The sequence below is a fragment of the Erwinia sp. GW821-FHT03D09 genome (genome assembly GCF_059420805.1).
On the sequence record NZ_JBWKUK010000001.1, the window covers coordinates 129,800 to 155,729 of the forward strand.

Here is a 25,930-nt window from a genome sequence, read left to right on the forward strand (position 1 = left end):
GACGGCGGCTTTACGCGGGTCAACATCGGTAGCCGGTTCAGCCGCAGCTTCACGCTTCACGGCTGGGGCCTCGGCAATCGAATCACCCGCCTGCGCCGCTTTCCTGGCTTTAGCGCGGGCGATGGCAGCAGCGACGGCGGCTTTACGCGGGTCAACATCGGTAGCCGGTTCAGCCGCAGCTTCACGCTTCACGGCTGGGGCCTCGGCAATCACATCACCCGCCTGCGCCGCCTGTTTCGCTTTAGCACGAGCAATGGCAGCGGCCACAGCGGCCTTACGCGGATCTTCCGCCTGACGGGTCGCAGGTTCGGTTTCTGCCTGCTTCTCGGCCTGGCGCGCTCTCGCTTCGGCCAGACGCGCTTCTCGTAGTGCCGCGCGTGCGGCATCGTCAGCCGGACGTGTATTCGTTTCTACAGCAGCGACATCCGCTGCCTGGTCCTGCTGCTGTTTCGCCTTCACGCGTTCGCGTGCCGCATTGAGCGCATCGGCATCCGTCGCCGCAACGGTACGTTTTGCCTGCCGATGCTTCGCTTCACGCGCCTGTTTTTCACGCTCAAGGCGCAGCTGGCGGGCTTCAAAGCGGGCTTTTGCCTGCGCATTGCGCTCCGCTTCCAGATCGATAGCCTGGATTTCGGCTTTCTCCTGGCGGTAATACTGCACCAGTGGAATATTGCTCGGGCAGACATAGGCACAGGCACCGCATTCAATGCAGTCGGCAATATTATGCGCACGGGCTTTATCGTGATCGCCGCCGCGGCTGTACCAGTAAAGCTGCTGTGGCAGCAGACCGGCCGGGCAGGCGTCGGCACAGGCGCTACAGCGAATGCAGCCTTTTTCCGGCTCGCTGACGCCTATCTCACTGGCGGAAGGGGCCAGGATGCAGTTGGTAATTTTGACCACCGGCACGTCCAGAGACGGCAGGGTAAAGCCCATCAGCGGGCCGCCCATCACCACCATCTGTTCGTTGCCAGGCTCGAAATCCGCCTGCTGTAACAGGTGGCTGATCGGCGTACCGATGCGGCCCCAGACGTTGCCAGGGCGCTTTACGGCTTCACCGGTCAGCGTTACAACGCGTTCGGTCAGTGGTTCACCGTCGATCACCGCACGCTTAACCGCAAAAGCGGTGCCGACGTTCTGCATCAGCACGCCGATATCGATGGAGTGACCGCCGTGCGGCACTTCTTTACCTGTCAGAATGCGGGTCAGCTGTTTGGCACCGCCGGAGGGATATTTGGTCGGGATCACCCGAATTTGCAGGTCGTTCTGGTTGCCGAGGGCGGCTTTCAGCGCGGCAATCGCTTCCGGTTTGTTGTCTTCAATGCCGATCAGTACGCGCTCGGCGTTGAGTATCCATGCCAGTATACGGCTGCCTTCCAGCACTTCGGCAGCACAGTCCTGCATCAGCCGATCGTCGGCGGTGATGTAGGGTTCGCACTCGGCGGCGTTGATAATCAGCGTTTTAACTCCGCGCAGACCGCCTCTCAGCTTGGTCGCCGTCGGGAATCCTGCGCCGCCCAGACCGGCAACGCCTGCCTTGTGTATGCGCGTCACCACCTCGCTGCGCTCAAGCTGGCGATAGTCGCTGACCGTTTGTTTCTCGCACCAACGGTCTTCGCCATCTGGCTCGATAAAGATGCACATTTCGGCCAGCGCCGAAGGATGCGCGGTCATGTGCGGGGCGATTTTAGTGACCGTACCGGAAGTCGGTGCGTGAATCGGCAGCATCCGGCCGTTGCCGAAGGTGAGCGGTTCTCCGCGCAGGAGCTTATCGCCCGGCCGCACTCTGATTTCACCTTCACTACCGATATGCTGCTTCAGCGGCAGAATAAAGCGGTCAGGCAGCGGCAGCTGACGCAGCAGCGTGCCGTTTGACTGGGTCTTCATCTCCGGTGGGTGAATACCGCCATCGAAGTCCCAGATTGCGTCTTTTTTGAATCTTTTAAACAGATTAAGCATGACTTTCTACAGAAATAACCCGGATTGGGATAGTTTGCAGATCCCATTTCCAGTTGGCAGTGGTCGTTGCAACCGGACGCATTTCAATGCAGTCGGTCGGACAGGGAGCAACGCAAAGATCGCAGCCGGTACAGACATCGGCCAGCACGGTGTGCATCGCGCGGGTTGCACCGACGATGGCATCAACCGGGCAGGCCTGGATGCACTTGGTGCAGCCGATACAGTTGGCCTCATCAATCCAGGCAACCTTACGTTCCGGCTCAAGTTCAGCATCTTCACCCAGCGGCTGCGGATCGACGTTTAACAGCGCGGCCAGCTTGAGCATCGTCTGCTCTCCGCCAGGGGCGCATTTGTTAATCATCTCACCGCCGTTGGCGACCGCTTCTGCATAGGGGCGGCAGCCAGGATAGGTACACTGGCCGCACTGGCTCTGAGGCAGCAGGGCATCGATCTGCTCAACGATCGGGTCTTCTTCAACTTTAAAGCGGCGCGAAGCATAGCCCAGCAGACCCCCGAATATCAGGCTGAGGGCGCTTAATATGACAATCGCAATCCAAATCGCCGTCATCAGAATTTAACCAGACCGGTAAAGCCCATAAAGGCCAGCGCCATCAACCCGGCGGTAACCAGTGCAATGGAAGAGCCCTTGAACGGCGCAGGCACATCGGCCAACACCAGGCGTTCGCGGATACCGGCAAACAGCACCATCACCAGCGAAAAACCGAGCGAGGCGCTAAAGCCGTAAAGCGCGGCCTGCAGGAAAGTGTGATTGAGGTTAACGCTCAGTAGCGGGACGCCCAACACGGCACAGTTGGTGGTAATCAGCGGCAGGAAAATTCCCAACAGGCGATACAAATCGGGGCTGGTTTTACGCACCACCATTTCGGTGAACTGAACCACCACGGCAATTACCAGGATGTAGGCCATGGTACGAAGATAGACCAGATCGAGCGGCAGAAGGATCAGGTGATTTACCAGCCACGCGCAGATCGAGGCCAGCGTAATCACAAACGTGGTGGCGAGTCCCATGCCAATCGCCGTTTCCAGTTTTTTGGAAACGCCCATAAAGGGACAAAGGCCGAGAAACTTCACCAGAACGAAGTTATTCACCAGCACTGTGCCAATAAAAAGGAGCAGGTAGTCGGTCATTCTTATGCCTGAAAAAAGAAGAAAGAGCAGATTTTAACGGCCCGAAGGCCAGTACTGTTTACCGGCGGTCATCTTCACGCGGGTTGCCAGCACTGCAGCTTAAAATTGCAGGGGGTTATTATCGGATATTGCCCGCCTGACCACAACCGTTGTGCGCTATTCAACGCCGTTATAACGCACTCACGATTAAGATCTTGACGTTTTTTGCATCACTATTCGGCAGTGAAGGTGTTTTTCACCCGCTGCGAGCGTTTGAAGTAGGGAACCAGAACGCCAGCAGCCAGCAGGGCAATAAGCAGCGTCTGCACCGCGCGGCCATCGGCTACCGGTGCAAAAGCGAAGGTTTTTAACGCCAGCACGACGGTGATTAACAGCCAGATAATATAGTGGCGAGGTAGCCGACGGGAGCGTTTGCAGAAAATCCATGTCACCCAGCCAGTGTAGAACCAAACCAGCGTCGAGGTCAGTAGTGACAACCCCCAGTTTACCAGTACCGCACTGTTCTGCGCGAACAGCTGCTCACGCATGGCGGGATCGAACAGGGCACTGAGGTACAGTGCCATCACCAGGGCGCTGGTCAACAGGGTCATAATCAGCCAGGCCAGCGGTACCAGCAGCCAGCCTCCGATGCGAGTTTTGGAATCTACAGCCACGCGAAGTCCTCAATATAGACAGAAAAAATGCGATACCCTCGCATCAGCAGACGGCAACTATACGGAAAAACGTCAGCTGAAACACCAGGCTATGAATGATTACTGTCTTATACCACGTAGTGCCAGAGGGTTTTCGGCACGCAGCCGGGATCGAATAAGCGACCGCCGGAGGCCAGTTCGGCACGGCGATGATCGGCTGCACGATACATTAAGATGATTTCACTATTCTCAGTGAGCGTATAATTGAGGTGATCAAAAAGTTTTTCCAAGCTTTCAAGGTTATTAACTTTACGAAACTTTAGCAGGTAGTTGTGAATGCTCATGAGGCCCATATCGTGTAGCAGTAGAATAAAATCAGTATATAACGGCTACTTACGGAATCCATCATCCCTGATGTTAAAAAGCATCAGTTTCGGAAAACTGATTAATTTTGTGAAGAATCAGTGGGAAAGACTGATGAATCGTGAGAAGTATCACAGTTCAGGATAATTCCTGGGACACAATTCATACCGTTCAGAATGACAGAACTTCACGCGGTGTTGTAATCGCTTCCAAATGCTCAGTCTGCAACCGCTTCTGTTTATTACACTTATTTAACCTGATTTTCATTTATTGCAGGCGAATTATCCATATCTGCGGCGCTGATTTTTACGATGAAAATTGCCTAATCTATTTGATTTGTAGCGTTTTGTGAGCGTTGTCGAATATGTTTTTCCACTTATAGTCCAGGATTTAGGTGCAGTTACCCTATACGGCAAAATCCCATCAGAGGAAAAATGATCATGTGGAAGCGTTTACTCTTGCCTGTCCTTATCAGCGCAGGCCTGTCTGCTCCCGTGCTGGCTGAATCAATGACCGTTGGCTTCTCTCAGGTTGGCTCCGAATCGGGCTGGCGTGCAGCGGAAACCAGCGTGGCTAAAACCGAGGCGCAGAAGCGCGGAATTACTCTGAAAATTGCTGATGGTCAGCAAAAACAAGAGAACCAGATCAAAGCAGTTCGCTCATTTATCGCTCAGGGCGTTGATGCCATCTTTATTGCACCAGTGGTACAAACCGGCTGGGAACCGGTGCTGGAAGAAGCGAAGGATGCCAAGATCCCGGTATTCCTGCTCGACCGCGCCATTGTGGTAAAGGATAAATCGCTGTATCAGGCGGTAGTGACGGCGGATAACGTATATGAAGGCAAGCTTATCGGCGACTGGCTGGTGAAAGAGCAGGCCGGCAAACCCTGTAACGTTGTAGAGCTGCAGGGTACCGTGGGTGCCAGCGTGGCCATCGACCGTAAAAAAGGCTTTGCGGAAGCGATCGCCAATACCCCGAATATCAAAGTAATCCGCTCGCAGAGCGGTGACTTTACCCGCAGCAAGGGTAAAGAGGTGATGGAAAGCTTTATCAAGGCTGAGAACAACGGCAAAAACATCTGCATGGTTTACGCCCACAACGATGATATGGCCATCGGTGCGATTCAGGCGATTAAAGAAGCCGGGCTCGAGCCGGGTAAAGATATCCTGACCGGATCAATTGACGGCGTGCCGGATATCTACAAAGCCATGCTGGCCGGTGAAGCCAATGCCAACGTAGAGCTGACGCCAAATATGGCTGGCCCGGCCTTCGATGCGCTGGAAAAACTGAAAAAAGACGGCACCGTACCGCCAAAAATTATCAAAACCGAAACCAAACTGTTCCTGCCTGCCGACGCACAGACACAACTGGATCGTAAAAAAGGTATGGGTTACTGAGCCACGTGCCGTTCCTGCCGGAGCGGCTTTTTTCATGGTTTGAGGCGCAGCGTATGACCACCAACACCTCCTCTGCAACGCTACTGGAAATCAGCGGCGTCAGTAAATCCTTTCCCGGCGTACGTGCGCTGGATAATGTTTCCTTTGATATCCGTCCCGGCGAAATTATGGCGCTGCTGGGTGAGAACGGCGCGGGGAAATCCACGCTGATTAAAGTGCTGACCGGCGTGTATCAGCGCGATGCCGGTTCCATTACGCTCTCCGGGCAGGCGATTAACCCGCGCAACACCGCCGAAGCGCAGGTGCTGGGCATCGGCACCGTCTACCAGGAAGTGAACCTGCTGCCGAATATGTCGGTGGCGGACAATCTGTTTATTGGCCGTGAGCCAAAGCGCTTTGGCCTGATTGACCGCAAAACGCTGAACCAGCGAGCGATAAAGTTACTCAATGATTACGGTTTCGAGCTGGACGTGACCCGCTCGCTGGGCCACTACTCCGTTGCTATGCAGCAGATAATCGCCATCTGCCGCGCGGTGGATCTTTCCGCCAAGGTGCTGATCCTTGATGAACCGACCGCCAGCCTGGATGCCAGCGAAGTGGAAATGCTGTTCACCCTGATGAACCAGCTGCGGGCTAAAGGCATGAGCCTGATCTTCGTCACCCACTTCCTCGATCAGGTGTACCGCATCACCGACCGAATCACCGTGCTGCGCAACGGCCAGTTTATCGCTACGCGCGATACCCGCTCGCTGCCGCAGATTGAGCTGATTAAGCTGATGCTTGGCCGCGAACTGCTGGAAACGGCGCTTCAGCGCGCGGGCAGCACGTTGCGCAGCGAGACCCCGGTGGTGGAATTTAAAGACTACGGCAAAAAAGGCACCATTGAGCCGTTCAGCCTTAGCGTACGCCCCGGTGAAGCCGTGGGTCTGGCGGGCCTGCTCGGTTCGGGACGCACCGAAACGGCGGAGCTGCTGTTTGGCATTAAGCGCGCGGATTCAGGCAAGGCTTTCATCAAAGGTAAAGCGCAGAATATCCGCACTCCGGCTCAGGCCTCGCGTTTAGGGATGGGCTTCTGCCCGGAGGATCGTAAAACCGACGGCATTATCGGTGCTGCCTCGGTGCGCGAAAATATCATTCTGGCCCTGCAGGTGCAGCGCGGCTGGCTCAGGCCGATTAAACGCCGCGAGCAGCAGGAAATTGCGGAACGCTTTATTAAAAGCCTGGGCATCCGCACGCCGGATGCCGATCAGCCGGTGGAGCTGCTCTCCGGTGGTAACCAGCAGAAGGTGCTGCTTTCGCGCTGGCTGGTCACGCGTCCACAGTTTTTAATCCTTGATGAACCCACGCGCGGCATTGACGTGGGCGCGCACGCTGAAATTATTCGCCTGATTGAAACGCTTTGTGCCGACGGTCTGGCGCTGCTGGTGATTTCATCTGAACTGGAAGAGCTGGTCGGCTACGCCGATCGGGTGCTGATCCTGCGCGACAGGCAGCAGGTGGCGGAGATCCCACTGGAGCAACTGTCGGTTGCCGCCATCGTCAACGCCATTGCGGCCGGGGGAGAGCAGCATGCTTGAGGGCCATTTGATACCGGGGAAAACGCCAATGCTAAAACGTAAACTACCGCCGGGGATGCCGCAAATTGGTGCGCTGATCCTGGTGCTGCTGATCGACAGCATGGTGGCGAACAACTTTTTTGCCATTCATCTGCAGGACGGGCGGCTGTTCGGTAGCCCGATCGATATCCTGAACCGCGCCGCGCCGGTAGCGATTCTGGCTATCGGTATGACGCTGGTTATCGCCACCGGCGGTATTGATTTATCGGTCGGTGCGGTCATGGCGATTGCCGGGGCGATTGCCGCGACGATGACCGTCGCCGGGCACAGCCTGCCGGTGGTGATTCTGGTGACGCTGGGCAGCGGTTTGCTGTGTGGGCTATGGAACGGCGTGCTGGTGTCGCTGTTAAAAATACAGCCGTTTGTCGCCACGCTGATCCTGATGGTTGCCGGGCGCGGCATCGCGCAGCTGATAACGCAGGGACAGATCGTCACTTTTAACAGCGATGCGCTGGCGCGGCTGGGCAGCGGCACGCTGTTCTTCCTGCCGGTACCGCTGTGGATCACCCTTGCGCTGGCTTTGGTGGTCTGGCTTCTGACCCGTAAAACCGCGCTGGGCATGTTTATCGAGGCCGTCGGTATCAACCTGCGCGCCGCGCGTAACGCCGGGGTTAACGGCTGGCTGGTGGTGATGAGCACCTACGTGCTGAGCGGGCTGTGTGCGGCGGTGGCCGGGTTGATCGTGGCGGCGGATATTCGCGGCGCGGATGCCAATAACGCCGGACTGTGGCTGGAACTTGATGCCATTCTCGCGGTGGTTATCGGGGGGGCTTCGCTGATGGGCGGCCGCTTCAATCTGCTGCTCTCACTGGTCGGCGCACTGATTATTCAGGCAATGAATACCGGGATTCTGCTTTCCGGATCCCCACCCGAACTGAACCAGGTCGTGAAGGCGGTGGTGGTGATGATTGTGCTGCTGTTGCAGTCACCACGCTTTATTCAACTGTTTAAAAGAGGGCCGCGCGGTGGTTAAACGTCATCTTCCGTTAATGATAACCCTGCTGGTTTTCGTGGCCGGTTATCTCTTCTGCCTCAGTCAGTTTCCCGGCTTCGCGTCAACCCGGGTGATTGCCAATATCCTGACCGATAACGCTTTTCTCGGCATCATCGCCGTTGGTATGACCTTTGTGATCCTCTCCGGCGGTATCGATCTTTCCGTGGGCGCGGTGATCGCCTTTACCGGTGTGTTTCTGGCTCGCGCCATTGGCGATTTCCACCTGCATCCGTTTGTGGCGTTCGGTCTGGTCATGGTGATGGGATCGGCGTTTGGTGCTTTTATGGGCTGGCTGATCGATGCCTTAAAAATTCCGGCATTTATTATCACCCTGGCGGGAATGTTCTTCCTGCGCGGCTGTAGCTATCTGGTGGCAGAAAGCTCGCTGCCTGTCGATCATCCACTATACGCAATGTTGTCGTCGATGGCCTGGAAGATCCCCGGCGGCGGGCGGCTCAGCCTGTTGGCGCTGGTTATGCTGATGGTGGTGGTGCTGGGGATTTTGCTTGCTCACCGCAGTCGCTTCGGTAGCCAGGTGTATGCCATCGGCGGCAGCGCCACTTCGGCGCAGCTGATGGGGATTTCCACCCGCAGCACAACAGTACGTGTTTATATGCTCTCCTCCGGGCTGGCAACGCTGGCGGGAATTGTATTCTCAATCTATACCTCGGCGGGTTACGCGCTGGCAGGAATGGGTGTGGAGCTGGATGCCATTGCTTCGGTAGTTATCGGTGGCACGCTGCTTTCCGGCGGGGTGGGGACGGTGCTGGGGACGCTGTTTGGCGTGTTGATTCAGGGGCTGATTCAGACGTGGATTAACTTTGACGGTACGCTGAGCTCGTGGTGGACCAAGATTGCTATCGGCGTGCTGCTGTTTGCCTTTATTGCGCTCCAGCGGCTGCTGACAGTGATGTGGGATCGCCAGCAGAATGCACCGGTTAAACGGTTGAGTACGTGATAGTTGGGCGTCTGTGGCATCCCTGCCGCAGACGCCAGGCGAACTCCATGCGGAACTCTTCAACGATTGTAAAAACGGCTGGTTTGATATGCGCGGATAGCGCCGAAATGTCCACGACAGATATTGTGTTCATTGTTGTCTGGTTTCATGGATAAACATACACAGATGGATATTTCCTGCGACTTTACAACATCTGACAGATCGCGGTTGCCCGCCTGATTATGCGTTTCGTCGAAGGGTAAACTTGCTGAAATTTGCATATTGCTGCGATATTCCACAGTACCGGGCTGCGCGAAGCGCTTCTTCGTTGCAATCCGATGAGGGGCCTGTGGAGGGTGTCGTGCCAGATAAGGCCGTGACTGAGAACGGGGTGCGCTCATTAACGGGAGCAGCACCTTTTATAAGAGCCTGCTGTGCTGTTCGCGTTAACGCGTCAGCGATTCCAGCAGGCAAGAAGGGTGGTCAGCTGTTTATCTAAAGGAAGTCAGATGCGTTTGCCAGATTTGAGCTCTACAAAAACCGCTTTTCATTCATCTTTCACAGAATGAAAAGCCCGCTGTTTGTTACTCTGGATGGCCCCAAGGGAACGGGCAAAACCACGCTGTTAGAAGCCGTGACGAAGGTATTAAGGGCGGACAATAACAAGGTGATCCGGCTTTGCGAGAAAAAAGCGATCCCTTCAGGGCGGAAACGATGGCCCTGGTCAACAAGCTTGTCCGCAATCCCTCCCTCGATCTGGAGCGGGAGGTTTGTGCGCGCTTTGCCAATAGCCGCGCCTGGATTTCCCAGCAGGTGCTGACCAAACAGCCAGCGGACAGCATTATCCTGATGGATTGCTGGTACCCGTCGGATGCTGCTTTTCGCCGAATGGTGCCCTTTGCTGAGATTTTACAGCTCAACAGGGAACGTAATGTGCAAACGCCAGACCTGCATATCGGTGTGGTGACTGCGCCGGAAATCTCATGGGCGAGGGCAGCGGCCCGAACGCGGGGGCTAAACAGTACGGTGATGCATAAGCTGGAAGAGCATGCTGCCTGTACCCGGGCATTCCAGCGAGAAATTATCGGGAACGGCTGGTTTTTATGCCGGAATGAAGGGACGATTGAGAACGCTACCGAGCAAGTAATTTCTGAGATCTACAGCGTGCTTTGAAGACAGGCTACCCGCGTTAACCCGCAATCTACGCCGAGTGCCGTTGCGGCAAAGCGCTGCGCGGCAGTATCGACGCCGAACCCCGTTTGTTTTGAGGATGACGATATGACCCCCTTTTATCAGATCTCAGCCACCAGTCTGCGAGGCCAGCCTGTCACTATGGCCAACTTCGCGGGTAATCTGGTGCTGGTGGTAAATACCGCCAGCCGGTGTGGCTTCACGCCGCAATACGCAGGCCTTGAAGCGCTCTACAAGAAGTACGCCGCACAGGGGCTGGTGGTGCTGGGCTTCCCCTGCAACCAGTTCGGCAAGCAGGAACCCGGCGACGCCGACGACATCGCGCAGACTTGTTACGTTAACTACGGCGTCAGCTTTCCGATGTTCGAGAAAGTCGAGGTCAACGGAGCCGCTGCGCATCCGCTGTTTCGTTATCTGAAAGACGAGTTGCCCGGCGTGCTGGGTGGGCGGATTAAGTGGAACTTCACTAAATTCCTGATTGGGCGCGACGGTAAGCCGCTTAAGCGTTTTGCGCCGATCGCCACCCCGGAGAAAATGGAAGCCGCGATCCTGGCGGCACTTTGAATTTAAGTCGTTGGGTGATAGTCACGGCATTTTCAATGCTGCTGAACATAAACGGGGAGGATGTTGATACGCTTATTTGGCCTGCTGCCTAATCTACCAGGGACTAAGGAATGTCCGCTCTGTGCCAGGAGCGGACTGTTCAGCAAAATATTGGTGAAAGAATCTGAAATCTATAGAGACAATCTGAGTTCGTTTACAGATTAACGAAGACAGGAAGAGACCTACCGGCCTCGGCCAGCAAAGGCTAAATCACTAATCTGCATCTTCCACGTCGGGCTCGATAACGACGGAGAATTTATCGCCCCTCCAGAGTCATATTCTGATTGAACTTAATAGCCAGCCCTGCGGTGCAGCCGGCATTTGACTGAAAGGCTGGACAACACCGGCCATAATGGCTGCGGTAAGTGTATGCTGAATACGCTGTAACGAAACAGAGTGCTGCTTCACAATTCAGACAGCGGTATCAGGCATAATTTTTCTCCACCATTCAGGCTTCATATCTTGAAATGAGTGAGATTGTGGCGAAAACAAGGCTCGCTCGTTGTGGTTAAAAATCCCGCTCAGCAGAGCAATCACCGGACTGTCATCGATGGCACCGACGGAGGTGCCACACCGGCCGCAAAATGCCCGGGAGGAACTCGCGGATGAGCGGAACAGGGAAGGCACACCGCCTTCACCCGTCCATTCAACATCATCCGAGTGGAAATCAAGCCATACTGCGGTGTGGCAGCCAGAATGCTTCTGGCAGATATCGCAGGAGCAGGAATGAGAGGAAGAAGGGTTCACCGCTGTGAAGCTGATAAACCCACATAAACACCCACCAGACAATTTCATATTCACTCTCCGTCGTTCCGCTGTTTCCCATTAAGGTAAATATCGGGTCGGGTAATGGTCCAGGCATAGTTTTCCCGGTTGACGGGTTCATAGCCTAACCCTGCCTGGTGAAAATTACCAGCAGCGATGGCCACATCGGCTGGGGAGAGGCGCTGGCACCGGTGGTGCCGCAGGTGGCCGCCGAACGGATTAAACAGCTTTTTGCACCACTGCCGATCGGGGAATCCCCGTTCTCCAGCGGCGTGCTGAACGCCAGAATGTACGACTCGATGCGCGATCGCGGCCACATCAGCGGCTATCACATTGATGCCATCGCCGGCGTGGATATCGCCCTGTGGGACCTTAAAGGCAAAATTCTTGGTCTGCCGGTTCATCAGCTACTTGGCGGCGCGTTTCGCACTTCGGCGCCTTGCTATGTCTCTGGTTTACCCGAGCACGATATCGACAGCCGCTGCCGCCTTGCCAGGCAATGGCAGGAAAAAGGGTTGTTGAGGCAACAACGCAGAAACGTTCAGGCAATCGGTGCTATCCGGATAAGCGGACCGTCCGGGCACATGGAAGTGCGAGGCAACTGTCAGCGGGTCCTCGTTCCGGAATAGGGCCGATAGGCCAGGCTCAGGAACCCGCAGCGAGACAAACCCTTCCTGGCCGGTAGCGTTAAAAATCATCCTGCTGCAAATACCGCCACGCATACTGCGCATACAGCTCCGCACCGTGCACCATCACATCCTCATCGATATTAAAACAGCCGTGATGATGCGCCCAGTCGGTGCCTTTCGCCTTGTTACCGCAGCCCAGCAGGGCAAAGCAGCCGGGGATATTTTCAATAAAGTAGCTAAAATCCTCACCGCCGGTGGTCGGCCGTTCGGCGTACAGCACCTCTTCACCGAAGGCATCACGGATCACCGACTGCGCCAGCAGAGCGCTGCGCTCTTCATTGATCACCGGCAGCGTACCGTAAGTGTACTCAACTTCCGCCGTGGCGCCGTAGATCCCCGCCGTGTGATGAGCATAACGCTCGATCGCCGCCTTCAGGCGATCGCGGGTGGCAACGTCAAAGCAGCGTACCGTGCCGTCCAGCACCGCATTCTCGGCAATCACGTTAAAGCGCGTGCCGACTTCCATCCGACCAATGGTCACCACTGCGGATTCCAGCGGCGAAGTCTCGCGCGAGACAATCGCCTGCAGATTCATCACAAACGAAGAGGCAACCACGGCGGCATCAATACAGGCTTCCGGCATCGAGCCGTGGCCACCGCGCCCTTTAAATTTCACCTTCAGCAGGTCGGCAGAGGCAAAGCTGGAGCCGACGTTGCAGGAAATCTTGCCGGAGGCGGTGGTGGTCCAGATATGCATGCCAAAGACGTTATCTACGCCCTCAACCGCGCCCTGGCGAACCATCTCGCGAGCGCCTTCGGCGATCTCTTCCGCCGGCTGGAAAATCAGACGTACGTTGCCACGCAGTTCGGCGCGGTTCTCCTGCAGCGCTCTGGCCGCGTTCAGCAGCATGGAGGTATGCGCATCGTGGCCGCAGGCGTGCATTTTACCGTCGGTCAGGGATTTGTAGCTCAGCGAGGTGCTCAGTTCCTGCACCGGCAGCGCATCCATATCGGCGCGCAGCGCCACGGTTTTTCCCGGCTGGCCGCCTTTGATTTCGGCGATAATCCCCGTCGGCTGAGTGAGACGATAACTGATGCCGATTTCATCCAGCGCCTGTGCAACTTTCTGGGTGGTGCGGATTTCTTCCCACGGCAGTTCTGGGTGTGCGTGCAAATCGCGACGGAAGGCGATCATCGCCTCTTTCCAGGCGTGGACGGCCTGCGTAATTGACTGGCTTGTCATAACTCTTGCTTCCCTTATTTTTGGTACAGAATGCACTGAATAATGATTTAAACAGCAGGAATAATGTAGCCCACCATGATCCCGGCAAGCACTACCGACACCATGGTGACGGAAATAAAGCCACCGACCAGCATCGGCGCCAGCATATGCTGGGTCAGCACCTCACGCTCTTTCTCATCTTTGGTCAGCGCGGTGATGGCTTCGTTAGTAATAATGTAGTCTGCCGGGAAGCCGTACATCGAGGTGAGCGCAATCGCAAACGCCATCTCCATGCTGACGCCCAGCATCCTGCCAACGATCCAGGAGACAATAAACATCCCCACCACGGCGGCGGCAATCAATACCAACATTGGCAGCAGCAGGCGCAGCAGCATTTCCGGCGTGGCGCGGTTCAGCGTATCAAAAATAAACAGCATCAGGCCCATCACCGCAAAGCCGAAGCCGTTGGCTTTTTGCAGCGGCTGCCGCTCAAGGAAACCCAGCGAGGCGGCGATCACGCCGAACAGCAGGCAGAGCACGAACGGGCTGACCGCTACCACGGGGGCCAGCCAACCGGAGACCAGATACGCCAGCCAGCCGACGAAGGCGAGGCGCATAAATTTAAAATAGCTGGTGTTGTAGTGGGCGGGCATGCGACCAAACAGGCGCGGCATGGCGTTATCCGCTGCGCCGGAGGTTTTATCCGGCAGTGGGGTGCCCGCGACCGTCTCCTGCCACTCGCCGCGACGGTATTTTTGCAGCACGCGCTTTCCCTCACGCTGCAGCATAATGGCGGTCAGCGGATAGCCGGCAAAGCCCTGCATTACGTAGATCAGAATGGCAAAAACAGATAAATCAACCAGCCCGGCGGACGCCGCGCCCTTGGACATAATGATCGCCGACACGATGCCGCCGACCAGCGGGGGAATGGTCACAATGGCGGTGTTGCGGTCAAACATCAGCATGCAGACCACAAATACCGTCACCATAATACCGCCGATACCAGCAAGAGAGATGATGATGGTTTTCCACTGGCGGATCAGTTCAGGCACCGACAGCAGGGTGCCCATATTGGTGATCAGTAAATACATCAGCATCACCGCAACCACCGGGGTGATACCGGCGCGGCTGACGATATCCTGCGGGAAGAAGGTCCAGTAGCCAAATAAAAACAGCACGGCGCAGACAAATACGGAGGGTATCCAGGCTTTCGTTCTGGCAGAAACCAAATCGCCCAGGTATAAAATGATCATGACCAGTAAAAGTGCGAACATTTGTGACATACGACACATCCATTTGATTATTTTTAGAATAACAGTCCTGCTGGTCAGATATTCCGATTTTTACTCGATGATTGTAATTATCAACTAGTTGATGGTGCTTCTAAGGCAAAGTTTTAGAATAAATGCCCAAGGTGTTAAATAAAGTGACCGGTGACAATAATTAACACAGCGCTAAACTGATGACCAGAGAAGAATCACTAAAAGTGCGAGATTATAAGGAAAAACTATGCGAATTTAAGTTAAGGCGCTATTTCGGGCGGGGTTGAAATTTTGACAGGGCTATTCAGGCAAGTGCTAAAAATCTAATTTTACTTACGGTGCGTAACGATAAAATAACAACCGGCAGCGCCGTCAGGCGCTGCCGGTCATATTTTTAACGTGCCAGCCGATAATAAGCGTCGTTCCAGCGCAGCGCATCGCGGAAACCGTGGATGGTGGTGTCGTTATCAATCACCAGCACCTCGATATTATGCAGTTCGCCGTACAGACGCATATCGTCAACCGTCAGCGCCTGGCTGAACACCGTATGGTGTGCACCACCGCCGAGTATCCAGGCTTCTGAAGCCGTCGCCAGCGAAGGCTGGGCACGCCACAGCGCGCGGGCAACCGGCAGTGCAGGCAGGTCATGCGGCTGCTCAATGGCATCCACCACGTTAACCAGCAGGCGGAAGCGATCGCCCATATCGATTACGCTGGCATTGACCGCCGCGCCGGCCGGAGTAGAGAAGATCAGCCGTGCCGGATCGGCCTTACCACCAATACCCAGCGCCTGCACATCCAGCAGCGGGCGCGCTTCGCGGGCGATAGACGGGCAGACTTCCAGCATATGCGAACCTAAGACCAGATTGTTGCCCGGTGAGAAGTGATAGGTGTAATCCTCCATAAACGAGGTGCCGCCCGCCTGATTACCGGCCATCACTTTGAAAATATGCAGCAGTGCAGCAGTTTTCCAGTCACCCTCACCGGCAAACCCGTACCCCTGCTGCATCAGACGCTGAACCGCCAGCCCCGGCAGCTGGGTCATACCGTGCAGAGCCTGGAAGTTAGTGGTAAACGCGCGGCAGCCCTCACCGTCGAGGAAGCGTTTCATACCCAGTTCGATGCGTGCGGCATCCAGCACGTTCTGGCGTCTTTCTCCGTTAACCGCCGCCGCCGCCGAGAACTCATAGCTGCTCTCGTACTCATCAACCAGCGCGCTAACGTCGCCGTCGCTGACCTGATTAATCACCTCCACCAGATCGCCGACGCCCCAGCCGTTAACGGCATAGCCGAACTGGATCTGCGCGGCGACTTTATCGCCCTCGGTTACCGCCACTTCACGCATATTGTCGCCGAAACGTGCCACCTTCAGCTGCTGACTGGCAAGTTTCGCTGCTGCTCCACGCATCCACTGAGCTATGCGCTGTACCGCCTGCGGGTCCTGCCAGTGGCCGGTAACGACCTGATGCGGCAGGCGCATACGCGCGCCAATAAAGCCGAACTCGCGGCCGCCGTGTGCGGTCTGATTCAGGTTCATAAAGTCCATATCCATACTGTCCCACGGAATTTCCGCATTGAACTGGGTATGGAACTGCAGCAGCGGCTTATTCAGAACGGACAGCCCGCCAATCCACATTTTCGCCGGGGAGAAAGTGTGTAACCAGGTGATGATCCCCAGACACTGCTGGTCGTGGTTGGCATCGCGGCACAGAACCAGCGCCTCATCCGGGCTTTTGACCAGCGGTTTGAGCTGGAGCAGGAAGGGCAGCTTTCCTTCGCGATTAAGCTGGTCAACCACCTCTTTGCCGTGCTGTTCAACCTGACGCAGGGTTTCCACGCCGTACAGATGCTGGGTGCCAATCACAAACCATACGGTTGCGGTGTTTAACGGGGTCATAGAACCACTCCTTCACTGACGGATGACTGTTGTGGCGCAAACTGCGGTTCGGCAACTTCGCACCATTGAAGATAACGCTGATAAAGCTGTTGAAAACGTGCGACGCGGGCAGGGTCGGGCTGCAAGGTTTGCTCCAGCGGGCTGGCCATCTGTTGCTGCGCGGCCGGGATATCGGCATAGACGCCTGCGGCAACGGCGGCAAAAATGGCTGCACCCAGTGCGCAGCACTCGTCGGACGCGACGATATCCAGCGGGCGGTTCATCACATCGCAGCACACCTGCATAATGGCCGGGGATTTACGGGCGATGCCGCCGAGCGTCAGGATCTGCTGTACCGGAATATCCTGCTGCTCAAAGCACTCCATAATCGCTCTGGCACCAAACGCGGTGGCGGCGATAAAACCGCCGAACAGGGTTGGCGCATCGGTGCCCAGATTCAGGTCGGTAATCACCCCTTTCAGGCGCTGATTAGCAAACGGCGTGCGGCGTCCGTTAAACCAGTCCAGCACCACCGGCAGATGATCGAGCTGAGGATCGCTGGCCCAGGCCCTGGTTAAATCCTCCAGCAGGGCGCGACGGATCGGTTCCAGTTGGGTTTTCAGTTCCGGCTGCTGCTGCATGGTCTGCATCAGTGGCCAGCTGAGCAGGCGACTGAACCAGGCATACATATCGCCAAACGCCGACTGACCGGCTTCAAACCCGATCATTCCCGGCACCACACTGCCACCAACCTGGCCGCAGATGCCTTTAATGGCGCGATCGCCCACGCGCTCGGGATTGGCAATCAGAATGTCGCAGGTAGAGGTGCCGATGACTTTAACCAGCGTATAGGGCTTTGCACCGGCACCAACTGCGCCCATATGGCAGTCAAAGGCGCCGCCGGAAATCACCACGCCCTGCGGCAGACCAAGACGTTCAGCCCATTCGGCGGTGAGCTCGCCCACCGGCAGATCGGCGGTCCAGGTATCGGTAAACAGGGGAGAATCCAGATCGCGGGTCAGCAGCGGATCGAGCGCATCGAGGAATGCCGCCTCAGGCAGACCCTGCCACAGCGGATGCCACAGGGATTTATGCCCGGCGGCGCAGCGGCCACGGCGCAGAACGGCGGGGGCGGTGGTACCGCTGAGCAAAGCCGGAACCCAGTCGCACAGCTCAATCCACGAGGCGGCGGCTTCACGCACTGCGGCATCTTCGCGGCTGACGTGCAGAATTTTGGCCCAGAACCATTCTGAGGAGTAAACCCCGCCGATATAGCGTGAGTAATCCTCAAACTCGCCGCTGCGGCACAGGCGGGTGATAGCTTCTGCCTCTTCAATCGCGGTGTGATCCTTCCACAGCACGAACATCGCATTGGAGTTATCGGCAAATTCGGGCCGCAGCGCCAGAACCCTGCCTTCACGATCGATTGGCGCAGGCGTAGAGCCTGTAGAGTCCACGCCAATCCCAACCACATTCTGGCTGTCGCTCCCGAGCTGAGTGACAACGTCACGGATGACCTGTTCCAGCGCTTCGATGTAATCCGCAGGATGGTGGCGGAACTGATTGCGGTTGGGCTGGCAGTAGCGGCCCTCCCGCCAGCGCGGATAGGCAACTACGTGCTTCGCCAGTTCCCGTCCGCTGGCACATTCCACCGCCAGCGCCCGAACCGAGTCGCTGCCAAAATCCAGACCGAGGGTTATGGCACCCTTGTTCATAGTTATTCTCCAGAGACGATAGTCAAGTCTCTCTATCCTGAGAACATGGCGCAGAAGCGGTTAGGTGTGAGTGGCTGCAAATATGCACTTTTCTGCCATCAGATGCGGTTATGTGATGCGCTTCAAATGTTACTTTCCGGTTAAAACAGCTGAATGCATGGACAAAACGCCTGTAATTTCAGTGTGTGATAGCGCTCTACAAATTTCCGTTTGTATGTGGGTAAAACTAATTAACCGCCGCAGTAAAAAATACGACGGTTTTAGATAACTTGCTGTTTATAAAATTTTAATTATTCCATCTTCCGATTGTTACCGTTTACACAACCCCGTCAAAAGCGGGCACTGAGCCGGAGAGCCTCATGCACAAATTTACTAAAGCACTGGCCGCAATCAGCCTTGCTGCCGTTATGTCACAATCCGCTATTGCAGAGACAATGAAACTCGGTTTTCTGGTGAAACAGCCGGAAGAACCCTGGTTCCAGACCGAATGGAAGTTCGCAGACAAAGCAGGCCAGGAGCTGGGCTTTGAGGTGATCAAAATTGCCGTGCCGGACGGAGAGAAAACCCTTAACGCCATCGACAGCCTGGCGGCCAGCGGTGCCAAAGGCTTCGTTATCTGCACTCCGGACCCGAAGCTGGGTTCAGCCATTATGGCCAAAGCACGCAGCTACGATCTGAAGGTGATCGCGGTGGATGATCAGTTCGTCACTGCCAAAGGTAAGCCGATGGACACCGTACCGCTGGTGATGATGGCAGCGACCAAAATCGGCGAGCGTCAGGGGCAGGAGCTGTATAAGGAGATGCAGAAGCGCGGCTGGGACGTCAAAGACACCGCAGTAATGGCGATTACCGCTAACGAGCTTGATACGGCACGCCGCCGCACCGGTGGTTCAATGGACGCGCTGAAAGCGGCCGGATTCCCGGAAAAACAGATTTATCAGGTTCCCACCAAATCTAACGATATCCCCGGTGCGTTCGATGCCGGTAACTCGCTGCTGGTTCAGCATCCTGAAGTGAAAAACTGGCTGATTGTCGGCATGAATGACAACACCGTGCTCGGCGGCGTGCGCGCAACAGAAGGCCAGGGCTTCAAGGCGCCTAACGTTATCGGCATCGGTATCAACGGCGTGGATGCGGTCAGCGAACTGTCAAAAGGCCAGGCCACCGGCTTCTACGGCTCGCTGCTGCCAAGCCCGGACGTTCACGGCTACCGCAGTATCAAAATGCTGCATGACTGGGTGACCAACGGCGCGGAGCCGGCGAAGTTTACCGAAGTGACCGAGGTGGTGCTGATCACTCGTGACAACTTCAAGGCCGAGCTGGCTAAGAAAGGGCTGATGTAATGCGTTTTCAGTGACAACGTCACTTTATGTGGGTCGATCGCTGCAACGGTCGGCCCACGGTCTGATTATTTGTATTACGGGACGTATAACACGGTTACCGTCCAACACCGTTTCAGGGGAGTGATATGACCAGAGAACCCGCTTATCTCAGCTTTCACGGCATTGGTAAAACCTTTCCCGGCGTGAAGGCACTGCAGGACATCAGCTTCGACTGCCATGCCGGAGAGGTCCATGCGTTGATGGGGGAAAATGGTGCCGGGAAATCAACACTGTTGAAAATTCTCAGCGGTAGCTATCGCGCCAGCAGTGGAGAAATTCGCCTTAAGGGCCAGCCGGTCAACTTTCAGCACACCACCGATGCGCTGAACTCCGGGGTGGCGATTATTTATCAGGAACTGCATCTGATCCCGGAAATGACCGTGGCAGAGAATATTTTTCTGGGCCAGCTGCCGCAGCGCGTCGGGCTGGTCAATCACCGTCGCCTGCGTGCAGAGGCGGCAAAGCAGCTGGCGGTGCTGGGGATGGATATTGACCCGGATATGCCGCTGAAATACCTCTCGCTGGGGCAGTGGCAGATGGTTGAAATCGCCAAGGCGCTAACCCGCAACGCGCAGGTGATTGCCTTCGATGAACCGACCAGCTCGCTTTCCGCCCGTGAAATCGATCAGCTGTTCCGTGTCATTCGCCAGCTGCGCGCCGATGGCCGTGTGGTGCTGTACGTTTCGCACCGTATGGAGGAGATCTTTGCCCTCAGCGATGCGATTACCGTCTTTAAGGACGGCCGCTACGTCCGCACCTTCAGCGATATGAGCACCTGCGACAACGAACAGCTGGTGCAGGCGATGGTCGGGCGCGATATCGGCGACATCTACGGCTACAGCCCGCGTCCGTGCGGTGATGTGCGCCTGCGGCTGGATAACGTGCAGGCGAAAGGCGTGCGCAGCCCGGTGTCATTCAGCGTGCGCGCCGGTGAAATCGTCGGGTTGTTTGGCCTGGTGGGCGCAGGGCGCAGCGAGCTGATGAAAGGGCTGTTTGGTGCTACCCGGCTGACCGGCGGCGAGCTGTGGCTGGACGGAGAAAAACGGGTCCTGCGTGAACCGGTCGAGGCGATCCGCGCCGGGATCATGCTCTGCCCGGAAGACCGCAAGGCCGACGGCATCATTCCGGTGCACTCGGTTCGCGACAACATTAATATCAGCGCCCGCCGTAATAATCTGACGGCAGGATGCCTGATTAATAAGGCCTGGGAAGTGCAGAACGCCGGGCTGCATATCCGCTCGCTGAATATCAAAACCCCGACGGCGGACCAGCTGATTATGAATCTGTCCGGCGGCAACCAGCAGAAGGCGATCCTTGGCCGCTGGCTGTCGGAAGAGATGAAAGTGATCATGCTCGATGAACCGACCCGCGGCATTGACGTCGGTGCCAAAAACGAAATTTATCAGCTGATCTATGCGCTGGCCGAGCGCGGCATTGCCGTGCTGTTTGCCTCCAGCGATCTGCCGGAGGTGATGGGCCTGGCCGATCGCATTCTGGTGATGCGCGAAGGGGAGATTGCCGGCGAGCTGGCACACGACGATGCCACCGAAGCGCTGACCCTCGGTCTGGCGATGCCTAAAACCGCTAAACCTGCCACCGCGGTGGCCTGACATGCAGGAGAAACCTATGTCTTCGACAACTTCAACGACCACCCCGGCGGCACCGTCGCGCCTGAGCTTCGGGCGTATCTGGGATAACTTCGGCATGCTGGTGGTGTTTGCCGCGCTGTTCCTCGCCTGTATGATCTTTGTGCCTAATTTCGCCAGCATTATCAATATGAAAGGGCTGGGGCTGGCGATTTCGATGTCCGGAATGGTGGCCTGCGGCATGTTGTTCTGTCTGGCCTCCGGCGATTTCGACCTGTCTGTGGCTTCGGTAATTGCCTGTGCGGGTGTTACCTGTGCTGTAGTCATCAACCTCAGCGAGAGCTTGTGGATCGGCGTCGGTGCCGGACTGTTGCTCGGCGTGGCCTGTGGTTTTGTTAACGGTTTCGTCATCGCTAAACTGAAAATCAACGCGCTGATTACCACCCTTGCGACCATGCAGATCGTGCGCGGTCTGGCCTATATTTTCTCTGATGGCAAAGCCGTAGGCATTGAAGACGAGCGCTTCTTCGCACTGGGCTACGCCAGCTGGCTGGGCGTGCCGGCACCGGTGTGGTTAACGATTATCACTCTCGCGCTGTTTGCCTTCCTGCTCAATAAAACCACTTTTGGCCGCAACACGCTGGCTATCGGTGGCAATGAAGACGCGGCGCGCTTAGCCGGTGTACCGGTGGTGCGTACGCGGATTATCATCTTTATCCTCTCTGGCCTGGTGTCGGCGGCGGCGGGGATTATCCTGGCGTCACGCATGACCAGCGGCCAGCCGATGACCTCAATTGGCTATGAGCTGATTGTGATCTCTGCCTGCGTGCTGGGCGGCGTATCGCTGAAGGGCGGCATCGGTAAAATTTCCTATGTGGTTGCGGGTGTTCTGATTCTGGGTACGGTGGAAAACGCCATGAACTTATTGAATATATCGCCTTTCTCACAGTACGTAGTTCGCGGTTTGATATTGTTAGCAGCAGTGATTTTTGACCGCTACAAACAGAAAAATAAAGCAGCCTGATAAGGGGACGCGTTATGTATCATCGCCTGGCACCGGTCACACAATCTAACCCGCTGTTACCTGGTTATCAGTTCGGTGCCTGGCTGGTCGCCGGGCTAACGCCGATTAACGCGGACGGGCCGCTCGATTTTTTTGTCGATCGTCCCCACGGTATGAAAGGCCACATCCTCAACCTGACGGTGAAAGGGCGCGGACGCATTTTTGACGGCGAAGCGGCTTTCGACTGTGAAGAGGGTGATTTACTGCTGTTTCAGCCGAAAACCCCGCACTATTACGGCCGCTCGCCCGACAGCGACGCCTGGCATCACCGCTGGGTTTATTTTCGTCCCCGCGCCTACTGGAGTGACTGGCTGTCGTTCCAGGACGAGGTGCAGGGCGTGGGTCGGCTGCACCTTCCCGAGGCGTTGCGCGGGGAGTTTGACCGTCTGTTCGCCAGCATTGAAAACACTCATAACTCCGGGCGACGGTTCGCCGAAGAGCTGGCGATGAATCTGCTGGAACGCCTGCTGCTGCGCGCGGTAGAAGAAGATCCGCGCAGCCATCAGCAGGTTCGCGACTCGCGGGTGATTGAAGCCTGCCAGTATGTCACCAGCAACCTGGCGGCAGAGGTAAAAATTGAGGAAGTGGCTAAACACGTCTGCCTGTCGCCTTCGCGACTGGCGCATCTGTTTCGTGAGCAGATGGGGGTAAACCTGCTACGCTGGCGTGAAGATCAGCGGGTGATCCGCGCCAGACTGCTGCTGCAAACTACCCAGGAACCGATCGCCAGCATTGGCCGGGAAGTGGGCTATGACGATCAGCTTTATTTCTCGCGGGTGTTCCGCAAACGCGTTGGCGTCAGCCCCAGCGATTTCCGCCGCCGCAGCCTGGATGCGCACGATGCGCTGGTCGCTCAGGAAACATGGTACGTATCACGGCGTGCTAATGAATAAGAATCAGAATGATTTCACCTTGTTCTCTCCGGGCCGATCGTCTTAAATCAATGGGTAACCAGAAGAGGGAAAGTGATGACTGATAAAATACGTGTAGGGCTGGTGGGCTATGGTTTCGCCAGTAAGACGTTTCATGCGCCGTTGATTGCCGGTACGGCAGAAATGGAGCTGGCCGCAGTCTCCAGCAGCGATGCCGCCAAGGTTCATGCCGACTGGCCCTCGGTGCAGGTAGTTTCCGATCCCCAGGCACTGTTTGACGATCCAACCATTCAGCTGATTGTTATCCCGACGCCAAATGACACCCACTTTCCGCTGGTGAAAGCCGCGCTGGATGCGGGTAAAAACGTGGTGGTGGATAAACCGTTCACCGTGACACTGTCACAGGCGCGCGAGCTGGATGCGCTGGCTAAAGCAAAAGGTTTGCTGTTGTCGGTGTTCCACAACCGCCGCTGGGACAGTGACTTCCTGACCGTCAAGTCGCTGCTAGCGGACGGCACGCTCGGTGAAGTGCGCTATTTTGAGTCGCATTTTGACCGCTTCCGTCTGGAAGTGAAACAGCGCTGGCGCGAGCAGAAAGGTCCGGGCAGCGGTATCTGGTTCGACCTGGGACCGCATCTTATCGATCAGGCGCTGCAGCTGTTCGGTTCCCCGGTGGCGATTAGCGTCGATACCACCGAGCTGCGTCCCGGTGCGCAAACCACCGACTACTTCCACGCCACGCTGATCTATCCGCAGCGCCGCGTGGTGCTGCATGGCAGCATGCTGGCGGCAGCTGAGTCCCCGCGTTATCAGATCCACGGTACGCAGGGCAGCTACGTGAAGTATGGCCTCGACCCACAGGAAGATGCGTTGAAAGCGGGTGCACGCCCGCCGCAGGAAGACTGGGGATACGATATGCGCGACGGCGTGGTGACGCTGGTTAACGGTGATATGCTGGCCGAGAAAACTCTGCTGACCATTCCGGGCAACTATCCCGCGTACTATGCGGCGATCCGTGATGCGCTGAACGGCGTGGGTGAGAACCCGGTGAAAGCAGAAGAGGCGGTTCAGGTGATGGAACTGATTGAACTGGGTCTGCAGTCCGCAGAGAAGCGTCAAACTCTGTCTCTGAGATAATTCGCGCCGCCGGGGACTCCCCCGGATTGGAAGTGTCGAACCACTGCCGCCGTCTGTTGGATTGCTTTCCATACTGCGACGGCAGTTATTTTTTTATTCTCTCGCCGTGAGCATTAACCCGTGACGCGAGCCCGCACCGCAGCTTTTTCCGCCTCGCTCAGGAAGGCGATTTTCAGGCCGTTATCCTGCGCCGTGCGCATCTGTTGCTGGCTCAGACCGGCTGCCGGCGCGGCAACCTCATATTCATGACCAATTTCTATCCCCTGAACGGCCGGGTCATCGGTGTTAATGGTGGCCAGAATACCGTGTTCCAGGAACGCTTTCAGCGGATGGCTTGCCAGCGATGACACTGTGCTGGTCTGAATATTGGAGGTCAGGCAGGATTCAATGCCGATACCGTTTGCCGCCAGATAATCCATCAGTGCCCGATCCTCAATGGCCTTCACGCCGTGACCGATACGCTCCGCGCCCAGCTCGCGAATCGCCTGCCAGATGCTTTCTGCTCCAGCGGCTTCCCCTGCGTGAACGGTGATGCGCAAACCGGCATCGCGCGCGCGGTTGAAGTGGCTGAGGAACTTATCTCCCGGGAAGCCGAGTTCATCACCGGCCAGATCCAGCGCGGTGATGCCGTCGCGGTGTGCCAGCAGGGCATCCAGTTCGCGCAGGCAGGCCTGCTCGCCGAAAGTACGGCTCATAATTCCGATCAGGCGGACGTCAATATTGTGCGCGGCACAGCCTGCTTTCACACCGTCGATCACCGCTTCCACCACGCCCACGATCGGAAGATGGTGGGTCATGGCCATATAGCCTGGAGAGAAGCGCAGTTCGGCGTAGTGAATTCCGGCTCGCGCGGCATCTTCAACGTTTTCCTGTGCGATGCGGCGGCAGGCATCCAGCGAGCCCAGGACCTTTACGCCCCAGTCAAGTTTATTCAGGAAGCTGACCAGGTCCGGTTCAGTTTCAATAACCTGCACGTGCGGGCGTAGGGTTTCCAGCGTGCTGGCGGGCAGGGTGAGGTTAAATTCACGGCCTAAGTCCAGGATGGTTTGCGCGCGAATGTTGCCATCAAGGTGGCGATGAATATCGGTAAGGGGAAGCTGGCGGTCGATCATGGTCGGCACTCTTGAGGTGATGTAAAAGTGCAGAGCATTATAAAAACTAATTGCGCAACAGTACCAGTTATTTGCGCAAATGGGTGATTGGTTGCTGGTTAATTGGGCGGAATGCCGATGGCGCTGGGTTTTGTGTGCATAGTCGGGAGTTAGCGCTGGCTGGCCGTGCCCCCGCTCGGGCGGTCCTCGTGCCGCTTCGCGGTTCCCTCACTTCGTACGTCAGCCTGTCGGACCGCCACAGACGGGCCGTCCTGGCCCGGCTGTGGCTTTCGGCCGCGTCCATGCGGCCGAATCCTGGCTTCCTTTCTGCGTTCGGCGCTGCGGATTGCCCGTTCGGGGGCACAGCCAGCCTGCTCTCAGAGTTTGGTGTTGCCTGAAAGCCAAAAATCAAAAAGCGATGAAATTATCGAGAAGGGACAGCCTCTGCTGCTGCGTAAGGGCATCCGCAGCGCTGAGGTGAAGGTATTGAGC

At 56.6% G+C, this 25,930-nt stretch carries 23 protein-coding genes and 1 pseudogene; 12 read left to right on the forward strand and 12 right to left on the reverse strand.

Features of this window, described 5'->3' with window-relative positions; all coding sequences use genetic code 11:
- The 5 genes from rsxC to ydgT all read right to left on the reverse strand — a co-directional run.
- A partial coding sequence (gene rsxC, locus AC07U6_RS00700) for an electron transport complex subunit RsxC (RefSeq protein ID WP_494764778.1) occupies nucleotides 1-1,956 on the reverse strand: 1,956 nt, incomplete at its 3' end.
- Complete coding sequence (gene rsxB, locus AC07U6_RS00705; RefSeq protein WP_494762624.1) at nucleotides 1,949-2,524, reverse strand: electron transport complex subunit RsxB; 576 nt, start codon at nucleotides 2,522-2,524, stop codon at nucleotides 1,949-1,951. The genes rsxC and rsxB, both read right to left, overlap by 8 nt.
- Nucleotides 2,524-3,105, reverse strand: coding sequence for an electron transport complex subunit RsxA (gene rsxA, locus AC07U6_RS00710; RefSeq protein ID WP_105594928.1), 582 nt, complete (start codon nucleotides 3,103-3,105; stop codon nucleotides 2,524-2,526). The genes rsxB and rsxA overlap by 1 nt, the downstream gene beginning before the upstream one ends.
- Before the next feature lie 212 nt (nucleotides 3,106-3,317).
- Nucleotides 3,318-3,758: a DUF2569 domain-containing protein gene (locus AC07U6_RS00715; protein WP_494762625.1), complete on the reverse strand. Its 441-nt coding sequence runs from the start codon at nucleotides 3,756-3,758 to the stop codon at nucleotides 3,318-3,320.
- 107 nt (nucleotides 3,759-3,865) lie between these two features.
- Nucleotides 3,866-4,081: a transcription modulator YdgT gene (gene ydgT, locus AC07U6_RS00720; protein WP_494762626.1), complete on the reverse strand. Its 216-nt coding sequence runs from the start codon at nucleotides 4,079-4,081 to the stop codon at nucleotides 3,866-3,868.
- A 459-nt stretch (nucleotides 4,082-4,540) separates the two neighbouring features.
- Between ydgT and ytfQ the strand changes: the two genes are divergently transcribed.
- Genes ytfQ through yjfF form a run of 4 tightly spaced genes read left to right on the forward strand, consistent with a single transcriptional unit; the run spans nucleotide 4,541 to nucleotide 9,065 of the window.
- Entirely contained in the window at nucleotides 4,541-5,497 is a 957-nt protein-coding gene (ytfQ, locus tag AC07U6_RS00725) for a galactofuranose ABC transporter, galactofuranose-binding protein YtfQ (protein ID WP_494762627.1), read from the forward strand.
- A gap of 53 nt (nucleotides 5,498-5,550) precedes the next feature.
- A complete protein-coding gene (gene ytfR, locus AC07U6_RS00730; RefSeq protein ID WP_494762628.1) occupies nucleotides 5,551-7,074 on the forward strand; it encodes a galactofuranose ABC transporter, ATP-binding protein YtfR in 1,524 nt (507 codons plus the stop codon).
- Entirely contained in the window at nucleotides 7,067-8,086 is a 1,020-nt protein-coding gene (gene ytfT, locus AC07U6_RS00735) for a galactofuranose ABC transporter, ATP-binding protein YtfT (protein WP_494762629.1), read from the forward strand. Before ytfR ends, ytfT begins: the two co-directional genes overlap by 8 nt.
- Nucleotides 8,079-9,065 (forward strand): galactofuranose ABC transporter, permease protein YjfF, encoded by a 987-nt coding sequence (gene yjfF, locus AC07U6_RS00740; protein ID WP_494762630.1) that lies wholly within the window; start codon nucleotides 8,079-8,081, stop codon nucleotides 9,063-9,065. Before ytfT ends, yjfF begins: the two co-directional genes overlap by 8 nt.
- Before the next feature lie 59 nt (nucleotides 9,066-9,124).
- Here the strand turns inward: yjfF and AC07U6_RS00745 are convergent, their stop codons facing one another.
- The gene (locus AC07U6_RS00745) at nucleotides 9,125-9,445 is read right to left on the reverse strand and encodes a hypothetical protein (protein WP_494762631.1); all 321 of its coding nucleotides are present in this window, start codon (nucleotides 9,443-9,445) and stop codon (nucleotides 9,125-9,127) included.
- A gap of 164 nt (nucleotides 9,446-9,609) precedes the next feature.
- Between AC07U6_RS00745 and AC07U6_RS00750 the strand changes: the two are divergent.
- Together AC07U6_RS00750 and AC07U6_RS00755 are read left to right on the forward strand one after the other, a co-directional pair.
- A pseudogene (locus AC07U6_RS00750) lies at nucleotides 9,610-10,217 on the forward strand (dTMP kinase).
- 105 nt (nucleotides 10,218-10,322) lie between these two features.
- On the forward strand, nucleotides 10,323-10,799 hold the full coding sequence (locus AC07U6_RS00755; protein ID WP_494762632.1) for a glutathione peroxidase: 477 nt from the start codon (nucleotides 10,323-10,325) through the stop codon (nucleotides 10,797-10,799).
- A gap of 450 nt (nucleotides 10,800-11,249) precedes the next feature.
- On the opposite strand, the gene AC07U6_RS00760 is transcribed toward AC07U6_RS00755, so the two are convergent.
- Nucleotides 11,250-11,633 (reverse strand): GFA family protein, encoded by a 384-nt coding sequence (locus AC07U6_RS00760; RefSeq protein ID WP_494762633.1) that lies wholly within the window; start codon nucleotides 11,631-11,633, stop codon nucleotides 11,250-11,252.
- Between the two features lie 107 nt (nucleotides 11,634-11,740).
- On the opposite strand from AC07U6_RS00760, the gene AC07U6_RS00765 reads away from it, so the two are divergent.
- The gene (locus AC07U6_RS00765) at nucleotides 11,741-12,232 is read left to right on the forward strand and encodes a hypothetical protein (RefSeq protein WP_494762634.1); all 492 of its coding nucleotides are present in this window, start codon (nucleotides 11,741-11,743) and stop codon (nucleotides 12,230-12,232) included.
- Between the two features lie 58 nt (nucleotides 12,233-12,290).
- Here AC07U6_RS00765 and AC07U6_RS00770 read toward each other — a convergent pair whose 3' ends face one another.
- The 4 genes from AC07U6_RS00770 to AC07U6_RS00785 all read right to left on the reverse strand — a co-directional run bounded on the left by AC07U6_RS00770 (nucleotide 12,291) and on the right by AC07U6_RS00785 (nucleotide 18,307).
- Nucleotides 12,291-13,475 carry an amidohydrolase gene (locus tag AC07U6_RS00770; RefSeq protein WP_494762635.1) on the reverse strand — a complete coding sequence of 395 codons (1,185 nt, stop codon included), beginning with the start codon at nucleotides 13,473-13,475 and terminating at the stop codon, nucleotides 12,291-12,293.
- A 47-nt stretch (nucleotides 13,476-13,522) separates the two neighbouring features.
- Complete coding sequence (locus AC07U6_RS00775) at nucleotides 13,523-14,737, reverse strand: hypothetical protein (RefSeq protein WP_494762636.1); 1,215 nt, start codon at nucleotides 14,735-14,737, stop codon at nucleotides 13,523-13,525.
- A gap of 373 nt (nucleotides 14,738-15,110) precedes the next feature.
- Nucleotides 15,111-16,613 (reverse strand): L-arabinose isomerase, encoded by a 1,503-nt coding sequence (gene araA, locus AC07U6_RS00780; protein WP_494762637.1) that lies wholly within the window; start codon nucleotides 16,611-16,613, stop codon nucleotides 15,111-15,113.
- Nucleotides 16,610-18,307, reverse strand: coding sequence for a ribulokinase (locus AC07U6_RS00785; RefSeq protein ID WP_494762638.1), 1,698 nt, complete (start codon nucleotides 18,305-18,307; stop codon nucleotides 16,610-16,612). The genes araA and AC07U6_RS00785 overlap by 4 nt, the downstream gene beginning before the upstream one ends.
- A 359-nt stretch (nucleotides 18,308-18,666) precedes the next feature.
- Between AC07U6_RS00785 and AC07U6_RS00790 the strand changes: the two genes are divergently transcribed.
- From AC07U6_RS00790 to AC07U6_RS00810, 5 genes are all read left to right on the forward strand, one after another.
- Entirely contained in the window at nucleotides 18,667-19,650 is a 984-nt protein-coding gene (locus tag AC07U6_RS00790; RefSeq protein ID WP_494762639.1) for an arabinose ABC transporter substrate-binding protein, read from the forward strand.
- A gap of 125 nt (nucleotides 19,651-19,775) precedes the next feature.
- On the forward strand, nucleotides 19,776-21,299 hold the full coding sequence (araG, locus tag AC07U6_RS00795) for an L-arabinose ABC transporter ATP-binding protein AraG (protein ID WP_494762640.1): 1,524 nt from the start codon (nucleotides 19,776-19,778) through the stop codon (nucleotides 21,297-21,299).
- 16 nt (nucleotides 21,300-21,315) lie between these two features.
- Nucleotides 21,316-22,299 carry an L-arabinose ABC transporter permease AraH gene (gene araH / locus AC07U6_RS00800; RefSeq protein ID WP_494762641.1) on the forward strand — a complete coding sequence of 328 codons (984 nt, stop codon included), beginning with the start codon at nucleotides 21,316-21,318 and terminating at the stop codon, nucleotides 22,297-22,299.
- A gap of 14 nt (nucleotides 22,300-22,313) precedes the next feature.
- On the forward strand, nucleotides 22,314-23,231 hold the full coding sequence (araC, locus tag AC07U6_RS00805) for an arabinose operon transcriptional regulator AraC (protein ID WP_494762642.1): 918 nt from the start codon (nucleotides 22,314-22,316) through the stop codon (nucleotides 23,229-23,231).
- A 75-nt stretch (nucleotides 23,232-23,306) separates the two neighbouring features.
- A complete protein-coding gene (locus AC07U6_RS00810) occupies nucleotides 23,307-24,347 on the forward strand; it encodes an oxidoreductase (RefSeq protein WP_494762643.1) in 1,041 nt (346 codons plus the stop codon).
- 113 nt (nucleotides 24,348-24,460) lie between these two features.
- Here the strand turns inward: AC07U6_RS00810 and add are convergent, their stop codons facing one another.
- The gene (gene add, locus AC07U6_RS00815) at nucleotides 24,461-25,459 is read right to left on the reverse strand and encodes an adenosine deaminase (protein WP_494762644.1); all 999 of its coding nucleotides are present in this window, start codon (nucleotides 25,457-25,459) and stop codon (nucleotides 24,461-24,463) included.
- Between the last annotated feature and the right edge of the window lie 471 nt (nucleotides 25,460-25,930).